This window comes from Virgibacillus ainsalahensis, assembly GCF_055380755.1.
Genome location: NZ_AP043943.1, coordinates 1,706,849 through 1,728,878, shown reverse-complemented (window position 1 = coordinate 1,728,878; position 22,030 = coordinate 1,706,849). Strand labels below are relative to the sequence as shown.

Below are 22,030 nucleotides of genomic sequence, written 5' to 3'. Positions count from 1 at the left end.
TTTGAAAATCGAGAGGGATGACTTGGATCTATGAAACAAAATGAACTGGCAATAGCAATTGACGGACCCGCCGCAGCTGGGAAAAGTACAGTAGCGAAAATGGTAGCAGAAGAACTTTCTTATATTTACATAGACACGGGAGCAATGTATCGCGCCTTAACCCTTAAGGCCATTCAAAATAATGTTGATTTGAATAATGAAAAATCTTTACTTGAATTACTGAGCAAAACAGATATTAGATTAAGCCAAAGTGACGAGGGTCAAATCGTATTATTGGATAATGATGATGTAACATTAGAAATTCGTTCCCAAAATGTTACGAATAATGTTTCATTTGTTGCCAAGCATTCAGTTGTAAGAAAGGAAATGGTCGAAAGGCAACAGGCTTTAGCAGTAGATCGTGGTGTTGTAATGGACGGCAGAGATATTGGTACGCATGTTCTTCCTGATGCTGAAGTGAAAATATTCCTTATTGCAACCGTAGAAGAACGAGCAAAACGAAGATATAAAGAAAACCTGAAAAAAGGTTTTTCATCTGATATGGAGGAATTAAGAAAGGAAATTGAACAAAGAGATCTTATCGATTCCGAACGTGAAGCTTCTCCATTACTAAAAGCAGAAGGGGCTTTGGAAATTGACACCACATCCTTGACAATCAGCGAGGTAGCTGAAAAAATTCTGATAGAAGTTTCAAAAATAATGAATGGTTAAATAAAATACATCATTGAAGGGGTGTGAATATGAGTCTTTATAAAGTAGCGAAATATGTAGTTGCTGTTATATTTTTTCCCTTGTATCGCATTAAAATAATCGGCAAAGAAAATGTACCAAAGAATGGGCCTGTTATTATTTGTTCCAATCACATTTCCAATCTCGATCCGCCTGTGGTCGGTATCACATCACCAAGAGATATTTATTTTATGGCAAAGGGTGAATTGTTCGAAAAGCGTTTTTTGGGCAAGTTATTATTGGGCATCCATGCATTTCCTGTGAAACGGGGATTGAGTGATCGGAATGCTTTACGAAAAGGTCTTGAAATTTTAAAAAACAATGAAACCTTAGGTCTGTTTCCCGAGGGTACCAGAAGTAAAACTGGGGAACTTGGACAGCCATTGGCAGGTGCTGGTTTTTTTGCGTTACGTTCTAAGGCTGTTATCATACCATGTGCTATTATCGGGTCATACAAAGTTGGTAAAAGACTCACAGTTATATATGGTAAACCAATGGACATAGAGTCTTATCGGACATCAAAAGCTTCGGCAAAGGAAACTGCTGAAGGTATTATGTCAGAAATAAAAATCCTTAAAGAAAATCATCAATCATAAACAACTTTACTTGACAAATAATTGTAATTATTAGAAGTTATAAAAAAGAGGATTTTTATTGTTTCATCAATAATTCGTAAACTTACAGAAAATACCAATGATAACAAGTGATAATCATTGTGGTTTTGAACTGTATATAGGAGGGCAATGTAAATGAGTGAATTAAACAATGAATTAGTAGAATTAAATGTAGGAGATACTGTAACTGGAACGGTTGTAAAAGTGGAAGAAAAACAGGTTCTTGTTGATGTAGGGTATAAAACAGAAGGTATACTTCCGATAAGTGAACTATCAAGTCTACATGTAGAATTCACCAGCGATGTAGTGAAAGAGGGGGAAACACTTACATTAAAAGTGAAAAAAGTAGATGACGATGAAGTAGTTCTTTCCAAAAAAGCAGTAGATGCAGATAAAGCATGGAGGGATCTGGAAGAAAAATATAATAACAATGAAGTATTTGAAACGGAAATAAAAGAAATTGTAAAAGGCGGATTGGTTGTTGATGTGGGTGTTCGCGGATTTATTCCGGCATCACTGGTAGAAACTTATTTCGTTGACGATTTTTCCGATTACAAAAACAAAACCTTAACTGTTAAAATTGCTGATTTAAATAAAGAGCAAAACAGGATTATACTATCACACAGAGCAGTAGTAGAAGACGAAGCTAAGGAACAAAAAAATGAAGTTCTCCAATCATTGGAAGAAGGACAAGTATTGGAAGGTACAGTGCAACGTTTGACAAACTTTGGAGTATTTGTTGATATCGGTGGTGTAGATGGACTTGTCCATATATCCCAACTTGCTCACGAGCATGTAGAGAACGCATCTGACGTAGTCTCAGAAGGCGATAAAATTCAAGTTGCAATATTATCCGTAGATCGCGATAATGAACGTATTTCTTTATCACATAAAAGTACCCTCCCTGGGCCATGGGCTGATATCGGGGACCGTGTATCATCAGGTGATATACTGGAAGGAACTGTTAAACGCTTGGTAAACTTCGGGGCATTTGTGGAAGTACAGCCTGGAGTAGAAGGACTTGTCCATATTTCACAAATCGCAAACCGGCATATCGGAACTCCACAGGAAGTGCTTGAAATTGGCCAGCAAGTGAAAGTTAAAGTATTGGATGTAAATGAAAAAGAAGAACGTATATCTTTAAGTATAAAAGAATTGGAGCAGGAACAGGAAGCTAAGGACTATAAACAATATGAAAAGGATGAGGAGCAGTCCGGATTCCAGCTTGGTGACTTACTCGGTGACAAACTTAATAAATATAAATAAAATGAATTTTACTAGGCTCTTCCTATCTCGGAAGAGCCTTTTTTTAGTATAAAACCTTTGTTACTTAGTAATAATGCCTAATGGAAGGTGATATTGTGGTAAGTGGTTTTTTATTTTATTGGTTTAGCTGGACTTTCTGGATTGTTGTAACTTTTTTAATGGAAAAAAATAATGGAAGAACGCTTTTGGCCTGTTGGATATTAATATCCATTGTCTGTTCAAAGATTTATGTCCCCGTTCTAAGTTATTCCCTTTCACTTACATTTATAGTAGTTGTATTTGGTGCCACTCTTTTGCTTGTCAGACTTCCGAATCCAGTGTACCTCTTAATTTCAACCTTCACAATCATGATTGGATATGCAGCAGTAAGATTTTGGGAGCAAAGTTCTCCTGCGTGGGTTTTTTTGCCTAGAATCATTCTCATTTCATTTATTCTTTTTTTGTTGATCATCATATTAGTCAGAGGAATTTACAGTCAAATCGGAGTTTGCTTGCTAGGCGTCTCCTGTGGTGAGTTGATTTATGGTCTCACGTTGAAAAGTTATGGTATTAACGTAGCAGTGGGTGAACTCGTTTTTTTGATAATTTATTATTTATTGTAGTAATACTTATCTTTACAGACATACTACATAAAGGGACACACAAGGTATTTTCATTCTTACATAATTATAAACAGGAATCCGGGGTGGTAAAATGAATGAATATTTACTCCCGATTATCTTCGGGATTATTAGTGGGACACTGGCAAGAATTATTATGTTGAAGACTGATTATAGGCAGTACCCTACATATTTGCACGGTAAAACTATTCACTTGTCTCTTGGGTTTATAGCTGCGTCGCTAGGTGCTCTTGCTGTTCCAGCCATTATGGAAATGGAGTTTACTGCAATCACCTTATTAACTGTTGCTGCAACTCAGTTCAGGGACGTAAGGAACATGGAGAGAAATACGTTAACTGAAGTTGATGGATTTGAATTGGTTTCACGTGGAAACACATATATCGAAGGAATAGCTATTTCATTTGAAAGCAGAAATTATATTGTTATTTTCACAGCTTTGATTGCTACGCTCGTTTTTATTGTTTGGAATCTATATTTAGCTGTTATAAGTACAATAGCATGTTTAATCATTGGAAGGATGTTGATGAGTGGTTCCACAATAAAAGATATCGTTGATATTGAGCACAAAGATCTGCATTTCGAAGGTGCAGGGCTCTATGTTGATAATATTTATATTATGAATATCGGGATTGCTGAGAGACAGGAGGAGATCCTTAAATATGGAATGGGATTTGTGTTAGTCCCCAAAAATATGAATGTAATTACTACGATTGCAAATTTTGGTCAACGGCAGGCCATATTGTATGATGTTTCCATATCTTTGGGAGTCTTTCGAGATTCCGGGACCCCTGCTTTAACACCATTAATCAAACGTGATCTGGATGATGGACGTATAGGCATTTTCATTCTTCCACAAGTAAGGGATGTAAATAAAGCTATTGACATCATAGGAGCGGTTCCTGTGCTGGAAAATGCGATTCGAATGCCTTCAGAATCTAAGTCACATAATAAGGAGGAGAATAACCCTTGATGTTAGAAAAAGCTATATTAGCAGTAATTACAACAAACAGAACAAGAATTTCAGGTGGTGCACCGACCTTTTTTTGTAATAATGCCAAGGAATTAGAAGAATTTGCTGCGAATCTGGAAGCAATTACTGATGGGATAGCACATTCGCTTAGCGATGAAGTCTTTATTATTGTGAAGCACTGAAAACAATTGTTAATATCTTCTACATTTGCTAAAATGTATTAATGCTAGGAAAATGAACGTATAGAGAAAGGATGTTCCTTTCATGAGGAAATCAGTTGTAGCTATTGTGGGGAGACCCAATGTTGGAAAATCAACAATATTTAATAGATTAGTCGGTGAAAGAATTTCAATTGTAGAAGATATACCTGGAGTAACAAGAGACAGAATCTATGCACAAGCAGAATGGTTAACACATACATTTAATCTTATTGATACCGGTGGAATAGAAATCGGAGATGAGCCTTTATTGGTTCAGATGCGTCATCAAGCTGAAATAGCAATTAATGAAGCTGATGTGATTGTCTTTTTAGTTAATGGAAGAGAAGGGATTACAGCGGCTGATGACGAAGTGGCAAAACTGTTATTTAAATCAAACAAACCAATTGTACTTGGAGTAAATAAAATTGATAATCCTGAAATGCGTGAAAATATTTATGAATATTATTCATTGGGATTTGGTGAGCCTTACCCAATTTCCGGTTCTCACGGATTAGGCCTGGGCGATCTTTTGGATGAAGTGGTTCATCATTTTCCGGAAAAAAGTGAAGAAGAAGAAAATGAAGATACTATTTATTTCAGTCTAATCGGACGGCCAAATGTTGGGAAATCATCTTTGGTCAATGCCATGTTAAATGAAGAACGTGTAATCGTCAGTGAAGTAGAAGGGACGACAAGGGAAGCAACGGATACTAACTTACACAAAGAGGGACAGGATTTCGTCATTATTGATACAGCGGGTATGCGTAAACGGGGGAAAGTTTATGAAACAACAGAAAAATACAGTGTCTTACGAGCGTTAAAAGCAATTGAACGTTCAGATGTCGTTCTTGTTTTAATTGATGCTGAAACTGGAATTAGAGAACAGGATAAAAAGATTGCAGGTTATGCACATGAGGCAGGACGTGCCATTGTTATTGTTGTAAATAAATGGGATACTATCACAGCTGGTGAAAAAACGATGAAGGAATTTGAGACTAATGTACGCGCGCATTTTCAGTATTTAGATTATGCACCTGTTGTATTTCTTTCTGCAAAAACCAGGAAAAGGTTGCATACTTTAATCCCATCAATAAAATTGGCAAGTGAGAACCACTCTAAACGGGTACCTACAAATGTCTTGAATGATGTCATTATGGATGCACTGGCTATGAACCCGACACCAACGGTAAAAGGAAGAAGATTAAAGGTATTGTATGCTACACAAGTGGGTGTCAAACCACCTAGTTTTGTGGTGTTTGTCAATGACCCTGAATTAATGCATTTTTCATACAAGCGATTTTTAGAGAATAAAATCAGAGATGCATTTGGATTTGTAGGAACACCAATAAAAATATTTGCAAGAAGAAGACAATAAAGGGGGGAGAGTCTTATGACAAATATTGCAGTATTAGGCGCAGGGAGCTGGGGAACAGCATTAAGTATCGTTCTTTCAGATAATGGTCATAATGTACGGTTGTGGTCACACCGTAAGAGCCAAGTTGATTCCATCAATAACAAACATCGGAATGAGAGTTATCTGGATGCTGAAATCCCAGAAAAAATCAAGGCTTTTCATAAGATGGAAGAAGCAGTACGGGATGTAAATGCAATCGTGATTGTAGTGCCTACGAAAGCCATACGCGATGTGTGTAAGCAGCTAAATGAAGTGCTTCAACATGAGCCAATGCTGATACATGCTTCCAAAGGAATTGAACCTGTTACATTAAAAAGAGTTTCAGAGATGATTAGTGAGGAAATGCATCAATACAAATATGAAGACATCGTCGTATTGTCTGGACCGAGCCATGCTGAAGAAGTTGCTTTAAGGCAACCAACAACCGTCACAGTGTCTTCCCTTAATGAAAGCAATGCAGAACATGCTCAGGATTTATTCATTAATGAAGCTTTTCGTGTATATACAAGCCCGGATCTTCTAGGAATAGAATTTGGCGGAGCATTGAAAAATATCATTGCCCTTGGCGCGGGAATCTCGGATGGACTGGGATATGGTGATAATGCCAAAGCAGCACTCATAACAAGAGGATTGGCAGAATTAGCCCGGTTAGGGGCTTCTATGGGCGCAAACCCACTTAGTTTTTTAGGATTATCAGGAGTTGGTGACTTAATTGTAACCTGCACCAGTACACATAGCAGGAATTGGCGTGCTGGAAACTTGTTGGGTAAAGGCCATAAACTGGATGAAGTGCTAGAAGAAATGGGAATGGTTGTTGAAGGTGTAAGGACTGTTAAAGCTGCACATCAATTTGCTATGGAGCAACAAGTGGAAATGCCGGTAACTTCCGGACTCCATCAAATATTATTTGAAGAAAAAGCCCCGAAAGATGTTGTGGAACAACTCATGAACAGAACAAAGCGCGAGGAAATGGACGATCTTGCAAAGTTATTAACAGAGCGTTACGCACAATAACAGGGAGCATCCCTCTTGCATATAATATGTTGAATTAACTTAGCAAGGGGGAGAACATGTGAATAATTTTCAGAAAGGACTTTTCGACAAAATCCAGAAAAATGCTGATGTGAATCCGAATGACATATATAAAGTTGCGGAGTCTGTTAAAAATGCTGATTTTTCCGATGAAAAAACGGTAAGAAATCTGGTCCGTCATTTGTCAAAAATGGCGAATAAACCATTATCCAGGGAAAAAGAGGATAGTCTTGTTCAATCCATTACAAAAAACAAAATGCCAATGGATATGAACACATTAAATAAACTTTTTAAAAACTAACGGTACTTGGGCAAGTGAGGATGCAATACTGTGTATACTTGCATAAAATAAATCGCACAAGCATTCATGGATAGAGTTGCTGTGGACATTATTTAGTCAGACCGAGATGAGGCTAGCCCCCTTCATCTCGGATTTTTCATGTGATTAATTATAAATATTTCGAAAAAACATTATGATACTAAGAAGTAAAAACATTGTGTTATAATACCTTGTGCAATAGGTTAGTATTTTAAAGTTGGGAGTGAAGCAAGTGAGCGCAATGGACAAAATGTGGGTATCATTTATTGGGATGGCTTTTTTAATTTTGGCAATGGGACTTATTTTATTAAGTAGATATAAATTAAAGGGCTTTTTCTCCGTAATTGTATCCATACTTGCATATCTATTATTTATTTTAGGTGCATTAATTATTTTTTATATTGTGTTTAGCGGTCCAACAATGTAAGGCATAAGGAGGCCAGGAAATGAAAATTACATATATTCATGTTTTCAGTCTATTAATTTTGACCTTCTTTCTGAGCGGTTGTTTATATCCTGACAGCGAAAAATCTGAAAATCAGGTTCCAAATGAGCAGCAATTGGAAAATGTTCAAAATGCAGTGGAAAAGTATAGAGAGGAATCAGGCGGTCTCGTTCCTATTAAGACAAAAGAAAATGACACACCTATCTTTCAGAAATATCTAATTGATTTTAATGCTTTAAAAGAAACCAATTCTCTATCTGAAATTCCTGGTAATGCTTTCGAAAATGGTGGCGTTTATCAATATACAATCATAACACCAGATGATAATCCCCAGGTGAAATTAATTGATTTACGCAATACGGATACAATCCGAAGTGTAAATGTACAATTGGATATTTACCGCAACGAACATATTTATCCTCCTTTCGGTGATGAAATTGCGGAAGATGTGTACAACATCGATTATAAAGAATTGGGCTATGATACAGCACCTACGGTAGTCAGCCCATTTTCCGGTGAAAATCTCCCTGTTATTATGGATGTAAATGGTAATTTGTTTATAGATTACCGGATTGATTTGAATAATGCGCTCAATGAATATGAACATGATTACGGGGAAGGGGATGACATTCGTTATCTATTAGCAGATAAGTCCCCGTTTGTTCCCGCCTATTCACTTCCCTATACCATAGAGAATGGGGAACCCGTATTTTCGACAACTGATGGTAAGTAAGCCACTTAATGGCTCATCCCCTTTCGCATTGAATAAATATAGCATATTAATTCCCTTGTAACATATAGTGTTGCAAGGGAATTTTTATTTTAAGCTTTTATAATTCCGTGCTTTAAGTTAGACGTTTTCTTATTTTGATGATATTTAAGTCATATTGTGATAGGACAACATCATAGACTTGTAATGTCAATTATTCGTAATCTGTTCATATCTTAAACGTACGAAGATCGGGAGGGGATCTTTTGGAGAAAATTGATATCTTTAATGATATTTCAAAGCGAACGAATGGGGACATCTATCTGGGAGTAGTAGGAGCTGTAAGGACAGGGAAATCAACATTTATTAAGAAATTTATGGAATTGGTCGTTCTTCCTAATATTGAAGAAGAAAGTGAACGTGTAAGAGCACACGATGAATTACCCCAAAGTGCAGCAGGAAAAACAATAATGACAACAGAACCCAAATTCATTCCAAATCAGGCTGTCTCTGTAAATGTAGATGACTCGCTTGATGTGAATGTTCGTTTGGTTGATTGTGTGGGATACACTGTAGAAAGTGCGAAAGGGTTTGAAGACGAGAACGGACCAAGAATGGTACACACCCCATGGTATGAAGACCCAATACCTTTTCACGATGCAGCTGAAATCGGTACAAGGAAAGTAATACAGGAGCATTCAACAATAGGAGTTGTGGTTACGACAGATGGGACAATAGGAGATATTCCACGCAACGATTATATTGATGCAGAAGCCAAAGTAGTTGACGAATTAAAAGAAGTGGGCAAGCCATTTATTATGATTGTTAACTCTCTTAATCCGACGACTCAGACTACGGAATCCTTACGTCAGGATTTATCAGACAAGTATGACATACCAGTACTTTCCATGAGTATAGAGTCAATGACAGAACATGATGTTTATAATGTGTTGAGGGAAGCACTTTACGAATTTCCTGTCCTTGAGGTGAATGTAAATCTTCCTAGCTGGGTGATGGTACTTGATGAAGATCACTGGCTTAGAGAAAATTATCAGGAAGCTATTCAAACGACGGTTAAAAATATTAAACGGTTAAGAGATGTCGATGAAATTGTTGGTGATTTTTCGGAATATGAATACATTAACCATGCAAACATAGCTGGGATGGAAATGGGTGATGGGGTAGCCGAAATTGATTTACATGCACCTGATTATTTATATGACCAGGTTTTAAAAGAAATTGTAGGTGAAGAAATTCGTGGCAAAGATCATTTGCTGGAATTGATGCAGGATTTTGCCCATGCTAAAAGAGAGTATGATCAGGTGTCTGGAGCACTAAGGATGGTAAAACAAACTGGATATGGTATTGCCGCCCCTTCATTAGAAGACATGATACTCGATGAGCCGGAAATAATCAGGCAGGGGTCGAGGTTCGGAGTCAGATTGAAAGCTGTAGCACCCTCGATTCATATGATAAAAGTAGATGTCGAATCGGAATTTTCACCAATCATCGGTACAGAGAAGCAAAGTGAGGAATTGGTAAGATATCTAATGCAGGATTTTGAAGAAAATCCTTTATCAATCTGGGAGTCTGATATATTCGGCAGGTCGCTCAGTTCCATTGTAAGAGAAGGTATACAGGGTAAAATATCTCTGATGCCAGAAAATGCCAGATATAAGTTAAAAGATACATTGGAAAGGATTATTAACGAAGGCTCCGGTGGTTTAATAGCAATTATTTTGTAGCAGCTATGCATTAGCTGCTTTTTTTATGTTTTAAAAGTATAAACCTTTTTAGCTCTGGAAAATAAAAAAGTTCATATTTCATTTGATAATCTGTATTTTTTTTAATAAAATTTTATTTGAACCGGCAGGAATGTGACCGTCAAGTAAAAAGACACAATTTATGCTCATTAATTTGAAACACTTTCTTGCCCAAATATGGTCGACCTATGTTTCATTCGGTAACTATCTTCATTTAAATGAATAATCTCAACCCGATGTAAAATTCTATCTAATATTGCTGTTGTAATTGCTTGGTCTCCTAATAATTCACCCCATTCTTTTGGTCCTTTATTTGATGTTAAAATAATGGATGACTGATTATATAAATCATTGATCAAATGAAAAAACATATTTGCTTCCTGTTGATCCATTGCCATAAACATCAAATCATCGATAATGACTAAATCTGCATCTCTTATTCTTTTCATTCTCGTCTGTGATTTACGAGTAATTTCCTCCGTTTTCAGTACGTGGACAAGGTCTCCCATCGTAGTAAAGATAACCTTGTAACCTTGGTTTAACGCTTCAATACCCAACCCGATTGAAATGTGAGTTTTCCCACTACCTGGTGGTCCTAATAGAATGATATTGTGTAACTGTTCTATCCACGTTAAATCCTTCAATCTATTCAAATGTTTGTTGCTCAATGATTTCTGTTCTTTTAAATTGAATTCTTCTAATGTCTTTTGGAAAGGAAATGTAGCCCATTTAAATCGTTTTTCTAATTGCTTTTCTTCTCTCCTAGTTTGTTCATATTTTGCTACATCTAAGAGGAACTGAGTAAAGGATGAATCCTTTTGCTCAGCTTCTCTAATTAATGTAGGAAGGTGATTCGCTGTTTCTGCTAAACGTAGAGTCTTCATCAACTCTTTCAATTGGTTCAACTGGCTCATATTGACTCACCTTCCAATATGGCAGTATAAGTATCCACTTCTCTTTTTTGAGTCTCCGTCTCCATAACCAAACCAGAAACCCCTTTTAAGTGTGTTACATTCTCAGCGGTGTCAGTCACTGTGTCTTCAACTTGTCGGTGTTGTTTTACATAGGCGACGACATCGCTAAAATCTGTTGCACCATAAAGGTTCTTTTTTATACACTCATTCAATGCTGCCGATAGAATTTCCCTGTTATTTACTTTTGTCTCTTTTAATATCATTTGAAGCTGATCCCTAATATATCGAGGGTACTTTTCTTTTACTTTTTGTAGATAACCATAAGCTATCTCATTGTCATTAAATTGCTGGGAAACGGTATTCATAAATGCATCAATACCTTTTGTTCTATCTCGGCTATGCTTCCTATCTTTAATCAATAACCCCTTCCCGTCAGGGATATTATGCTTTGCGATGATTTCACCTGTTTTAGGGCTATAAATGATTAATTCCTTTTCTTCGGTTTCCTTAATGCAGACAGTTTCATACTTGCCAAACGTCGCCAATGGAAGGGAATAACGATTAGATAAATAACGAATAGTATTGTCCTTATGGACACATCTTGATATACTATTTTCATAGCTATATTTTATATCTAGATTTTTGGTGACTGGTCTTAAGTGTTGTCTTTCCAGGGAAAACACTTCGACCGGTCTCTTTTTTGTTGTATGATGAATTTTATAGTTTCCAGTTCTATTGAGCCATTCCCAACCCTGTTCATTCCAAGAATCAATGTTATGAAATACTCGATGTTTAGCGAAGTTATGTTTAATAAAACCAACTACATTTTCGATTTTTCCTTTACTCTCTGGATCCGCCTTGCGGCAAACACGAAGGGTTAGATTCCTAGATTCTTTATATTGTTGGAACTCTTGCGTTAAAATTAAATCCCCGCCATTCTCACTGACGACTATTAAACTATCTTGGTCGTATACTAATTCACTTGGAATTCCCCCAAACCACCTAAATGCATTTTCATGTGCTTTGATGACATCTTGAGTAGTGAAAGGCCTATCTAACCATTCTTTATATTTATATCTAGAATTAGATAATACAAAAGCTATAAAGTTTAGTTTTACTTCCTTATTATCGACTGCTTTCTGTTTAGTATGACCAAAATCAACTTGTATTTGTTCACCCATAGGTGAATCGGGTATAGCCTCATATATTCGTGGTGAAGTTTCCTTCTTTATTTTATATTCCTCTCGAAGCTCTCTAACATATGATCGAACCGTACTTTCACCTATTTTTAAATCTTCGTACTTCTCTTTTAGCCAATCTTCTACTTGTGCGGCGGACATATCTGGATGTTCCCTCAACCAAGATAATATCAGCTCTTTATAAGTATCTAATTTCTTACTCCTCGTTTGAAGTGAATCTACCCACTCAGTCATATCCGAAGGAGACTTTTTTAGATAACGATATACTGTTGATCTTGATATTCCTAGCTTGTCTGCCACCTTCGTCTTACTGAATCCCTTTTTGATTAACTGACTTATTTCCATATACATTTCCCACTTATCCACCTTCTGCTACCTCCACTGTTGTATGTTATAGGATATAAACATTTTACAATGGAAAGTATCTATATTTTATTGGTATATTTGGGTAAATAAGTGTTTCTTTTTATCTAGCAAAAACTGTCTACTCTAGTTTAGCAGTCACAAGGAATCTATTATAACTTCTCGTATATCTTTACTGAGCAGGAAAGCTTATATGAAGCCATTGTTACTTGATTTGTAACCATTTTATCGATTTTTAATAAAAAATAGCGGTTTTATTAAATAAATATGGAAAAAATGGATACTTATTGTTGAATTTTGTAACAAACTCGGTTATTATAAGCCTTGTCATCTAATGAATTAGGTGATAACTTAGTATAAATGCTGGCAAATTGGTAAACAAATGTTAAGAGTTACATTTTGTTCCAATGTCGATTGAAACTTTTGGGAGGAGGTGAATGTCATGAACAAAACAGACTTAGTTAATGCTGTAGCTGAAAAAAGCGAGCTTTCTAAAAAAGACGCTACAAAAGCAGTAGATGCAGTTTTTGAATCTGTCATGGATTCACTTAAAGATGGTGAAAAAGTACAGTTAATCGGATTTGGTAACTTTGAAGTACGTGAGCGTTCAGCTCGTAAGGGTCGTAATCCACAAACTGGAGAAGAGATCGAAATTCCTGCAAGTAAAGTTCCTGCTTTCAAACCAGGTAAAGCCCTTAAAGATAGTGTGAAATAATTTACATAGGGCTAAAAAGGGGTGCGTTTATACGTACCCCTTTTTAAATAGAGTAGAAAATGTAAGCAATCAATATGCTGCTATGTTGATTACAGTTTAGCCACAACCAGAAGCTAAGATCAGAAAATTTCTCGAGAGAAACATTACAAGTGAAAAAAGTGTTTCTCCTTTTTCAATGACGTGGTCAAATGAAGACTAATGTAGGAGGTAAATAATGGAAAACTCAACTTTCAAATCTGATTTCTTTGTTATTAAAGCATTAGAAGACGGAGTAAACGTGATAGGCTTGACAAGGGGAAGTAACACCAAATTTCATCACTCAGAAAAGTTAGATAAAGATGAAGTTATGATTGCCCAATTCACAGAGCATACATCTGCTGTTAAAGTTAGAGGAAAAGCAATTATACAAACAAGTCATGGGGAAATGGAAAACAATTAATAATTTCCCGGGAGCAGTGCACTTCCTTTCATCAAAATTCTTTATTATCGGTCATACATATATTATGCTATAATAGCTACATCAATTATTGAGGGGATGAAAGGGCTAAGGTGATTTGTTTTGAATACATCTAGTACAGACATTCATCATTATAAGGCACTAATTAACGATAAAATTCACCATACATACTTGGATAGATTTATACAGAAGCCCATTATTGATGAAGAAAAGCTTAAACTTTTAGCTGCAATTATAAATAACACTGCATTATCAGAAAGGCAAAAAGAACGGTATATACTTACGACAATGTTGGCTCAAATAGCGTTGGACACTCATGATCTAGTACCTGAGTCAAATGAATTGGATAAAAATAATGGACAAAATGTTCCGATACAATTAAACGTATTAGCAGGGGATTATTATAGTGGGCTTTATTATTTACTTCTATCAGAAATAGACGATTTTGAATTTATACATATATTAGCATCTGCGATAAAAGAGGTTAATGAATATAAAATGAGAATATACTGTGGCGAAGAGTTTTCATTCCAAGAGTATATCGATATGATAGAAAAAGTGGAATCTTTATTAATTATTCATGTTGCAAAATATCTGGGTGATATGTCGCTTGTTGTATTTTCGGGTAAATGGTTAATTACAAATAAGTTAATTCAAGTGAAAGAGAGAATAGACGACATTGGTTATTCTCAAATGATTGAAATTTGGTTGGGTTCAACACCCTCCAATCACACGTATACAGAAATCTTAAATAAAATAGATACAACCATCGCAACAAACCTGAGGGAATTGGACCAATCTTTATTAAAGCTTCCTAATCATCATAGAGCTTATAAAAACCACCTCATCCCCGTGATATCCAAACATATGTATAAAAATACCACAATGGCGGAAGAAGGATAGGCAATGACAGAACAGTCGAAGGAAGAACGTGTTCATCATGTATTTGAAAAAATATATTCAAAATATGACTCAATGAATTCTATTATCTCTTTTCAAAGACATAAGGCATGGCGTAAAGATGTTATGAAACGCATGAAGGTTGAAGTAGGCAGCAAGGCACTGGATGTATGTTGCGGTACAGGGGACTGGTCTATCTCATTGGCAGAAGCAGTAGGGAAGACCGGGGAAGTGACCGGCCTGGATTTCAGTAAAAATATGTTATCTGTTGCCAAAGAAAAGAAGAAAGAATTGGAGCTGAATCAGCTTAGCCTATTACATGGTAATGCTATGGAACTGCCTTTTGATAATGATACATTTGATTATGTTACAATAGGATTTGGTTTAAGAAATGTACCAGATTACAAGGTCGTCTTAAAAGAACTTTATCGTGTTGTCAAACCCGGGGGAAAGGTTGTTTGTCTCGAAACTTCACAACCTACTTTAATAGGATACAGGCAATTATATTATTTATATTTTCGATTTATTATGCCGGTGATTGGCAGATTATTCGCTAAAAGTTACAAGGAATACGCATGGTTAAATGAATCAGCTAAAAACTTTCCAGATAAGAATGAATTGAAGCAAATGTTTTTGGAGGCAGGTTTTTCCTCTGTCCGGGTTAAAAGCTATACAGGTGGAGTAGCAGCTATGCATATGGGCTTTAAAAAATGAACAGGTTTATTAAAAATTTTGATGTAACACGAGGGAAGATGGTTAATGCTTTAATTGATAAAACCAACTTACTTAAAGTGTAAATAAAAGGTGACACACATGAAAATAGCTAAAACATATGGATATTTAAAAAAAGACTTAGACGTAATAGAAGAATCCTTAAACGAAGTCATACAGGCAGAACATCCTGTATTAAGCGAAGCCTCCACTGAGTTATTACAGGCAGGGGGGAAAAGGATTCGTCCTGTTTTTGTGATGTTGTCCGGTCAATTTGGAGATTATGATATAGACCGGATTAATACAGTAGCTGTTTCTCTGGAATTAATTCATATGGCAACACTTGTCCATGATGATGTTGTTGACAATGCAGAGCTGCGCAGGGGAAAACCTACAATAAAGCATCAGTACGGCAACCGTGTTGCTATGTATACCGGTGATTACATACTGGCACGTGCATTAGAGGAAATAACAACGATTAAACAGGCAAATGCACATCATTTGTTAGCCAAAACGATCGTTGAGGTTTGTGTTGGAGAAATTGAACAAATAAAAGACAAATACAACTGGAATCAGCAACTTCGGAATTATTTGCGAAGGATTAAACGAAAAACAGCATTATTAATCGCAACCAGCTGTAAATTAGGTGCCATTGTCAGTGGTGTGCCCGAGAATCAGGCGAAAAAATTATATCAATATGGTTACTTTATAGGCATGTCCTATCAAATTATTGATGATATTCTTGATTTCACCTCTACTGCAAATGAGTTAGGCAAACCGGTTGGGAATGATTTACTTCAGGGGAATATTACACTGCCGGTTTTATATGCGATGAAAAACGAGCATTTTGAAGCGTTATTGAAAAATACGTTTGAAAAATCCGACACGGTTATGGATAGTGATATGGCTGCTTTGTTAACCAGCTTGAAAAATACAAATGCAATCGAACAATCTTATCGATTAAGTGATTTATATTTGCAAAAAGCTCTTTATGCATTGGATGGATTGCCGGATAATAGAGCGAAACAAACGTTACAGAACATCGCAAGATATATTGGGAAAAGACGCTCCTAAAGTCATAGGTATTTTGCAAAAAGAAACCACTACAGGATAGGGAACCTTTTAGGAGTACCATCACATGAACAAAAGCTCAGTTCGTGATTTGAACACCCTGAGAGCAGAGTAAGTTTGACTAAGAGGGCCACTAATACGTGAACGAGGCGGAACTGACCCACGTCTTGTTGACTGAAAACAGAAACTCAACATGGGCGTTCTTTGCTCACGTAGGAGTTTCTGCTTAAGGTCTCGAGGGAGTAAAGAGCTAGAACTGGACCATTTCTTTTTTTGTGTGAAGAGGGACAGTTCGATGTTTCCCGTGTGTTGGCGTTTATAGTTGGACTTCTTTATACGCCAGGGGGCGTTCAATGCACTTGCGCTTTTGATTCAAATTTTGATAGAATGTTATCGGTTACAAAAAATATACATAATGAGGGGTGCGAGTATGGAGAAAACATTTTTAATGATCAAACCAGACGGAGTACAGCGTAATCTAGTAGGGGAAATAGTAAAGAGGTTTGAAGCAAAAGGTTTTAAACTTGGAGGAGCTAAGCTCATGGTAATATCTGATGATCTGGCAGCAAAACATTATGGTGAGCATAAAGAGAAACCTTTTTTTGGAGAACTGGTAGAATTCATTACTTCCGGTCCTGTTTTTGCAATGGTTTGGGAAGGTGAAGATATTATTAAGACAGCTCGTGGTATGATGGGCGTCACTAACCCGCAGGAAGCTGCGTCCGGGACAATACGTGGTGATTTCGGTATGACGGTAGGAAAGAATATCATTCATGGATCTGATTCCTCTGAAAGTGCCGTAAAAGAAATTGATCTGTGGTTTGATAAAGATGAACTGGTATCTTATTCAAAACAGGATAGCGAATGGATATACTAATTACTGAGCAAAAGTCGGGGCACCTTGATCATCCTAAAGCATAGCTTTAAGCAAGAACTCAACATGCGCGTTCTAGCTCATGAGGGAGTTCTTGATTTAGCCCCTGAGGGGAATGGGGCTGGAACTGTCCGAGTCATTTACTGACAAGGAATTGATATGGCCAATTATTTATACATTCTTACTTGTTTTAGAAAGCCTCCGTTTTACACGGAGGGCTTTTTAAAATGGAATAAATTAAAAGCATTCCACTAAAGTAGGTGGAGGATACCTAAGCAGAAGAGGCATGGAGAATGACAGACGAATACATAGACTTTATCTCGAGCATCAAGTTAAAGCTGGGGATTGACCTTAATTTATATAAAGAGAAACAAATGAAACGGCGTATTATTACCTTAAGGAATAAACACGGTTTTTCGGAATTCAGTTCCTATTTTGACGCACTAAACAGTGAAGAAGTTTTATTACATGAATTTATTGATCGTTTAACAATTAATGTTTCTGAATTTTATCGGAACCCTAAAAGATGGGACGTCTTACAACGCGAGATTTTTCCAATACTGATAAAGAATAATAGAAAATTGGTAATTTGGAGCGCAGCCTGCTCCACTGGAGAGGAACCATATAGCATTGCAATAATGCTAAAGGAATATTTTCCTCAAATTGATTTTCAAATTCTGGCAACAGATATCGATGAAAATGTTCTTGCAAAAGCAAAAGCTGGCATTTATAGGGAAAAGGCACTCAAGGAGCTTCCTTCCAATTTAAAGCGTAAGTACTTTATTGAGAAAAATGGGTTATACTATATTAACCCTGATTTAAAAAAGAATGTCCGGTTTAAAAAACACAATCTGCTTTCAAGTAGATATCCAAGTAATATAGATTTTATCGTTTGCCGCAATGTTTTAATCTATTTTACAGATGAAGCCAAGGAAAATATATATCATAATTTCAGTAAAGCACTAAAAAAGCATGGTGTTTTATTTGTTGGCAGTACAGAACAAATTTTTAGTCCCGCTATATATCAGTTACATTTAATAGACACATTCTTTTATCAAAAAAATTAAAAGGACCCGTATTCTTTTTAAAGAGGATACGGGGTTTTTAATAAGGTGAAAAACCAGCATAGTGGCTAAAAACATGCCGTCACCATCTATAATGAAAACAGCTAATTTAACCAGAAGGCTGTTTTCTAAAAGATTGGGACTGCGATTACTTGTCCCATCAAAAAGACTTGGGACTGCGATTACTCGTCCCACCGAAAAGACTCGTTGCTCCTTAACGTCGAAAAAGATATAAAAGACGAAGTAACTTGAAATGAATGTTGGTACTTTTACCCCCGCTGCGGAAATACACTACGCTTTCCGCGGGCGGCTGGTGAGCCTCCTCGTGCCGTCGCACTGCGGGGTCTCACCGATGCCTTTTCTCCCGCTGGAGTCTTCGTGTATTTCCTTCGCTATTAAGATAATCCCGCAACTTCATCAAAACACTTATATTGCTTGATTATATAACAAACATAGTCATGCACTTTTAAGATGGTTGATTGGAGTGGAGGACCGTTGACTCCTCGAAAATGTGTACACATTTTCTTCGTGCGATGTAACGCTGCCGAAGCTTTCCTTGTCCTGCTCAGAACAGCACGTGTCTGAAGACCCCGTAGAGTGGGTTTCTCGAGGCGGCTGAAGCCGTGCTCTAAGGTGCTCAGGCGGTCCCGCAGTGAAGATCAACCCAGCAGTTACTTCGTCTTTTATATCAAATGCGACGTTAAAGAAATTTACCAAAAGAGCCAACCAGAAAAAGGTATCATCTTGGTTCATGGTAGTTATACTGAATAATTTTTCTCGTTCTAATAACAGTTGTATAAAAAGTTACCAGTATCCATTTTTACTGCAATGTAAGCCACGTCTAGTACTAAAACGCCATTGTAAGTACTTACTTATGCAATTCCTTAGGATGTTAAGGCACTTGCTCCTTTGCTCGAGCAGTTTAGTAAGCATAAAATATTTAAAAACTGAAATTAATCAGTATTCATCATCTTTTTCAAAACTTTTTACCAAAAATAAAGCGATATATGATATAGTTATTAGAAAATTAATTGAAGTAAAGGAGAATATTCATTGCGCTATTTAACTGCAGGAGAATCTCATGGTAAACAACTCACAACAATTTTGGAAGGTATTCCAGCAGGGATGCCTTTGTTGAAAGAAGATATTAACGACTCTTTATTGCGCAGGCAAAAAGGCCATGGTCGTGGAAAAAGAATGCAAATTGAGAAAGACTTAGTAGATATTACCAGTGGGGTAAGACATGGTTATACGCTTGGTTCACCTATATCGCTAGTTGTACATAATGATGATTTCAAACACTGGACAGATATTATGGGAGAAGACCCAATAGAAGAAGATGCTAAAATGAGACGTGTTGTAACCAAGCCAAGACCAGGTCATGCAGATTTAAACGGGGCATTAAAATATGGCCATCGCGACATGAGAAATGTATTGGAGCGATCTTCTGCCCGAGAAACAACGGTACGGGTTGCAGCAGGTGCTGTGGCAAAAACGTTCTTAAAACACCTAGGCATAGAAGTTTGTGGTTATGTGAAAGAAATTGCAGGAATTCGTGCAGAGGAGATAGAATCTCTGTCGATGAAGGAAAGAAAGACAATTTCCGAAAATTCTCCTGTACGGGTTTTAGATAAAAATGTCGAGCAACAAATGATGGATGCTATTGACCAGGCGAAAAAAGAAGGGGACTCCATTGGCGGTGTTACGGAGGTATATGTAGAAGGAATGCCAGCGGGTATTGGATCCTATGTACATTTTGACCGCAAATTAGACAGTAAAATTGCCGGTAGTGTGGTCAGTATTAATGCTTTCAAGGGTGTGGAGTTCGGAATAGGTTTTGAAGCGGCGAAAAAGAACGGCAGTGAAGTACATGATGAAATAGCATGGGATGAGAAGAATGGCTATTATCGTGAATCAAACCGGCTGGGAGGATTTGAAGGTGGAATGACAACTGGAATGCCTATAGTTGTTAAAGGTGTCATGAAACCAATTCCTACTTTAATGCTCAAGCCACTTCAAAGTGTTGATATTGAAACGAAAGAACCGTTTAAAGCAACTGTAGAAAGATCAGATGCATGTGCGGTGCCAGCTGCGTCAGTCGTTATGGAACATGTTGTGGCATTCGAGCTGGCCAAAGCAATATCGGAGCAATTCTCCAGTGATCAATTTCCAAAACTCCAACAGGCTATCTCTGATTATAGAGAAGAAATCAGGTGCTTTTAGTGGAGAAAATTGTTGTTCAATCCAGTTCACATTCGTATTCTATTTTTATTGGGAATCATATTCGCTTTCAATTAAAGCAATTGATTGAAAATGAATATTCTAATGTACTAATCGTGTCAGATGATAAAGTGTCAGAATTATATTTAAACGAAATTGTACAAAGTTTCTCAGAAGAGAAAGTGTATACTGCGATTATTCCTGCTGGAGAACAATCGAAAAGTATGGAAACTTTTCAACAGGTCCATACGAAGGCTATAGAGTCCGAATTAGACCGGCAGTCTCTAGTTGTCGCATTAGGCGGTGGAGTAGTTGGTGACTTAGCAGGATTTGTCGCAGCTACATTTATGCGGGGTATCGATTATATACAACTGCCGACTACAATTCTTGCTCACGATAGCAGTGTGGGTGGAAAAGTAGCGATTAATCATCCACTGGGGAAAAATATGATTGGCAATTTTTATGCACCAAAAGCCGTCATCTATGATGTACAGACTTTGGAATCGTTAAATGAAAAGGAAATTCGCTCAGGATATGCCGAATTGATAAAAGAAGCCTTAATTGCCGATGAAGGATTCTACAATAAGCTGATAGAAATTAATTTAAATAATATAACAGCTCAACAAATGACCGAACATTTATATAATGGCATCAAAATCAAAGCTTCCATTGTCGAATCTGATGAAAAAGAAGCTGGGATACGTAAATACTTAAACCTTGGACATACTCTCGGTCATGCTTTGGAGGCAGAGTTGGGCTATGGAAAAATATCTCATGGGGAGGCAGTTGCGATAGGAATTTTATTCTCACTTTTGATTAGTGAGAAGCTATATTCCACCAATCTCCCATTTGAAACGTTGAAAAACTGGTTAAAAGCAAATGAATACCCGTTGGATGTCAGTAATTTGGATTGTAAAGCGTTAATTCACCGGATGAAGTCAGATAAAAAAAATGTAAACAACACCATTCAAATGGTTCTATTACAAACAATAAGTGAACCTATTGTTGTTCAATTGGATGAAGATGATCTTTTAATGTATTTAAAATCTTTTTTTGGAAAGCTGGTGTGAGAATGACAAGGGGAATAAGAGGGGCTACAACAGTTAAAAAGAATGAAGAAAATCAAATCATTTCAAATACAAGAGAACTGATTAAAGAAATGGTAAGCAAAAATAATGTCAAAGCAAGCAATATTTCCCATATATTTATTTCCGTAACGAAGGACCTTAACGCCGGTTTCCCTGCAAGGGCGTTAAGGGAACTGCCCGGATGGACGTTTGTGCCAGTAATGTGCATGCAGGAAATTGAGGTACCAAACAGTTTGCCATTATGTGTACGGGTAATGATGGTTGTCAATACAAATGAAAAACAGGAGAATATTCAACATGTTTTTCATAATGAGGCAATTCAACTACGTCCGGATTTGCTGAAGAGTTTTGGGGAGCATTAAAAAAACACAAC

24 protein-coding genes are annotated in these 22,030 nt (G+C 36.8%); 22 read left to right on the top strand and 2 right to left on the bottom strand.

Features of this window, described 5'->3' with window-relative positions; all coding sequences use genetic code 11:
* The first annotated feature begins 30 nt into the window (after positions 1-30).
* From cmk to spoIVA, 12 genes are all read left to right on the top strand, one after another.
* Complete coding sequence (gene cmk / locus ACZ427_RS08290; protein ID WP_461177851.1) at positions 31-711, top strand: (d)CMP kinase; 681 nt, start codon at positions 31-33, stop codon at positions 709-711.
* A gap of 29 nt (positions 712-740) precedes the next feature.
* Positions 741-1,325, top strand: a complete 585-nt coding sequence (locus tag ACZ427_RS08285) for a lysophospholipid acyltransferase family protein (protein ID WP_461177852.1) — start codon at positions 741-743, stop codon at positions 1,323-1,325.
* A gap of 153 nt (positions 1,326-1,478) precedes the next feature.
* The gene (gene rpsA, locus ACZ427_RS08280) at positions 1,479-2,609 is read left to right on the top strand and encodes a 30S ribosomal protein S1 (protein WP_461177853.1); all 1,131 of its coding nucleotides are present in this window, start codon (positions 1,479-1,481) and stop codon (positions 2,607-2,609) included.
* Positions 2,610-2,689: 80 nt separating this feature from the next.
* Positions 2,690-3,211: a YphA family membrane protein gene (locus tag ACZ427_RS08275; protein ID WP_464883556.1), complete on the top strand. Its 522-nt coding sequence runs from the start codon at positions 2,690-2,692 to the stop codon at positions 3,209-3,211.
* A 91-nt stretch (positions 3,212-3,302) separates the two neighbouring features.
* Complete coding sequence (locus ACZ427_RS08270; RefSeq protein ID WP_461177855.1) at positions 3,303-4,199, top strand: YIEGIA family protein; 897 nt, start codon at positions 3,303-3,305, stop codon at positions 4,197-4,199.
* A complete protein-coding gene (locus tag ACZ427_RS08265) occupies positions 4,199-4,381 on the top strand; it encodes a capping complex subunit for YIEGIA (protein WP_461177873.1) in 183 nt (60 codons plus the stop codon). The genes ACZ427_RS08270 and ACZ427_RS08265 overlap by 1 nt, the downstream gene beginning before the upstream one ends.
* A gap of 82 nt (positions 4,382-4,463) precedes the next feature.
* A complete protein-coding gene (gene der / locus ACZ427_RS08260; RefSeq protein ID WP_461177856.1) occupies positions 4,464-5,774 on the top strand; it encodes a ribosome biogenesis GTPase Der in 1,311 nt (436 codons plus the stop codon).
* 15 nt (positions 5,775-5,789) lie between these two features.
* Positions 5,790-6,827, top strand: coding sequence for an NAD(P)H-dependent glycerol-3-phosphate dehydrogenase (locus ACZ427_RS08255; protein WP_461177857.1), 1,038 nt, complete (start codon positions 5,790-5,792; stop codon positions 6,825-6,827).
* A 58-nt stretch (positions 6,828-6,885) separates the two neighbouring features.
* On the top strand, positions 6,886-7,146 hold the full coding sequence (locus ACZ427_RS08250; protein ID WP_461177858.1) for a stage VI sporulation protein F: 261 nt from the start codon (positions 6,886-6,888) through the stop codon (positions 7,144-7,146).
* A 259-nt stretch (positions 7,147-7,405) separates the two neighbouring features.
* Positions 7,406-7,591: a DUF2768 domain-containing protein gene (locus tag ACZ427_RS08245; RefSeq protein ID WP_461177874.1), complete on the top strand. Its 186-nt coding sequence runs from the start codon at positions 7,406-7,408 to the stop codon at positions 7,589-7,591.
* A 19-nt stretch (positions 7,592-7,610) separates the two neighbouring features.
* The gene (locus ACZ427_RS08240) at positions 7,611-8,342 is read left to right on the top strand and encodes a hypothetical protein (protein ID WP_461177859.1); all 732 of its coding nucleotides are present in this window, start codon (positions 7,611-7,613) and stop codon (positions 8,340-8,342) included.
* A 242-nt stretch (positions 8,343-8,584) separates the two neighbouring features.
* Positions 8,585-10,063 (top strand): stage IV sporulation protein A, encoded by a 1,479-nt coding sequence (spoIVA, locus tag ACZ427_RS08235; protein ID WP_461177860.1) that lies wholly within the window; start codon positions 8,585-8,587, stop codon positions 10,061-10,063.
* 167 nt (positions 10,064-10,230) lie between these two features.
* Here spoIVA and istB read toward each other — a convergent pair whose 3' ends face one another.
* Together istB and istA are read right to left on the bottom strand one after the other, a co-directional pair.
* Positions 10,231-10,995: an IS21-like element helper ATPase IstB gene (gene istB, locus ACZ427_RS08230; protein ID WP_464883432.1), complete on the bottom strand. Its 765-nt coding sequence runs from the start codon at positions 10,993-10,995 to the stop codon at positions 10,231-10,233.
* Complete coding sequence (gene istA / locus ACZ427_RS08225; RefSeq protein ID WP_461180033.1) at positions 10,992-12,560, bottom strand: IS21 family transposase; 1,569 nt, start codon at positions 12,558-12,560, stop codon at positions 10,992-10,994. Before istA ends, istB begins: the two co-directional genes overlap by 4 nt.
* A 439-nt stretch (positions 12,561-12,999) precedes the next feature.
* Between istA and ACZ427_RS08220 the strand changes: the two genes are divergently transcribed.
* The 10 genes from ACZ427_RS08220 to aroH all read left to right on the top strand — a co-directional run bounded on the left by ACZ427_RS08220 (position 13,000) and on the right by aroH (position 22,019).
* Positions 13,000-13,272, top strand: coding sequence for an HU family DNA-binding protein (locus tag ACZ427_RS08220; protein WP_235794597.1), 273 nt, complete (start codon positions 13,000-13,002; stop codon positions 13,270-13,272).
* Positions 13,273-13,486: 214 nt separating this feature from the next.
* Positions 13,487-13,711, top strand: a complete 225-nt coding sequence (gene mtrB, locus ACZ427_RS08215) for a trp RNA-binding attenuation protein MtrB (RefSeq protein WP_461179457.1) — start codon at positions 13,487-13,489, stop codon at positions 13,709-13,711.
* 120 nt (positions 13,712-13,831) lie between these two features.
* On the top strand, positions 13,832-14,632 hold the full coding sequence (locus ACZ427_RS08210; RefSeq protein ID WP_461179458.1) for a heptaprenyl diphosphate synthase component 1: 801 nt from the start codon (positions 13,832-13,834) through the stop codon (positions 14,630-14,632).
* Positions 14,633-14,635: 3 nt separating this feature from the next.
* Positions 14,636-15,343 carry a demethylmenaquinone methyltransferase gene (locus tag ACZ427_RS08205; RefSeq protein ID WP_461179459.1) on the top strand — a complete coding sequence of 236 codons (708 nt, stop codon included), beginning with the start codon at positions 14,636-14,638 and terminating at the stop codon, positions 15,341-15,343.
* 99 nt (positions 15,344-15,442) lie between these two features.
* Entirely contained in the window at positions 15,443-16,414 is a 972-nt protein-coding gene (hepT, locus tag ACZ427_RS08200) for a heptaprenyl diphosphate synthase component II (RefSeq protein ID WP_461179460.1), read from the top strand.
* 427 nt (positions 16,415-16,841) lie between these two features.
* Positions 16,842-17,288 (top strand): nucleoside-diphosphate kinase, encoded by a 447-nt coding sequence (gene ndk, locus ACZ427_RS08195; RefSeq protein WP_461179461.1) that lies wholly within the window; start codon positions 16,842-16,844, stop codon positions 17,286-17,288.
* A gap of 290 nt (positions 17,289-17,578) precedes the next feature.
* Positions 17,579-18,352, top strand: a complete 774-nt coding sequence (locus ACZ427_RS08190) for a CheR family methyltransferase (protein ID WP_461179462.1) — start codon at positions 17,579-17,581, stop codon at positions 18,350-18,352.
* Between the two features lie 1,050 nt (positions 18,353-19,402).
* On the top strand, positions 19,403-20,572 hold the full coding sequence (gene aroC, locus ACZ427_RS08185) for a chorismate synthase (RefSeq protein WP_461179463.1): 1,170 nt from the start codon (positions 19,403-19,405) through the stop codon (positions 20,570-20,572).
* Positions 20,572-21,639, top strand: a complete 1,068-nt coding sequence (gene aroB / locus ACZ427_RS08180) for a 3-dehydroquinate synthase (RefSeq protein ID WP_461179464.1) — start codon at positions 20,572-20,574, stop codon at positions 21,637-21,639. Before aroC ends, aroB begins: the two co-directional genes overlap by 1 nt.
* Before the next feature lie 2 nt (positions 21,640-21,641).
* Complete coding sequence (gene aroH / locus ACZ427_RS08175) at positions 21,642-22,019, top strand: chorismate mutase (RefSeq protein ID WP_461179465.1); 378 nt, start codon at positions 21,642-21,644, stop codon at positions 22,017-22,019.
* Positions 22,020-22,030: the final 11 nt, after the last annotated feature.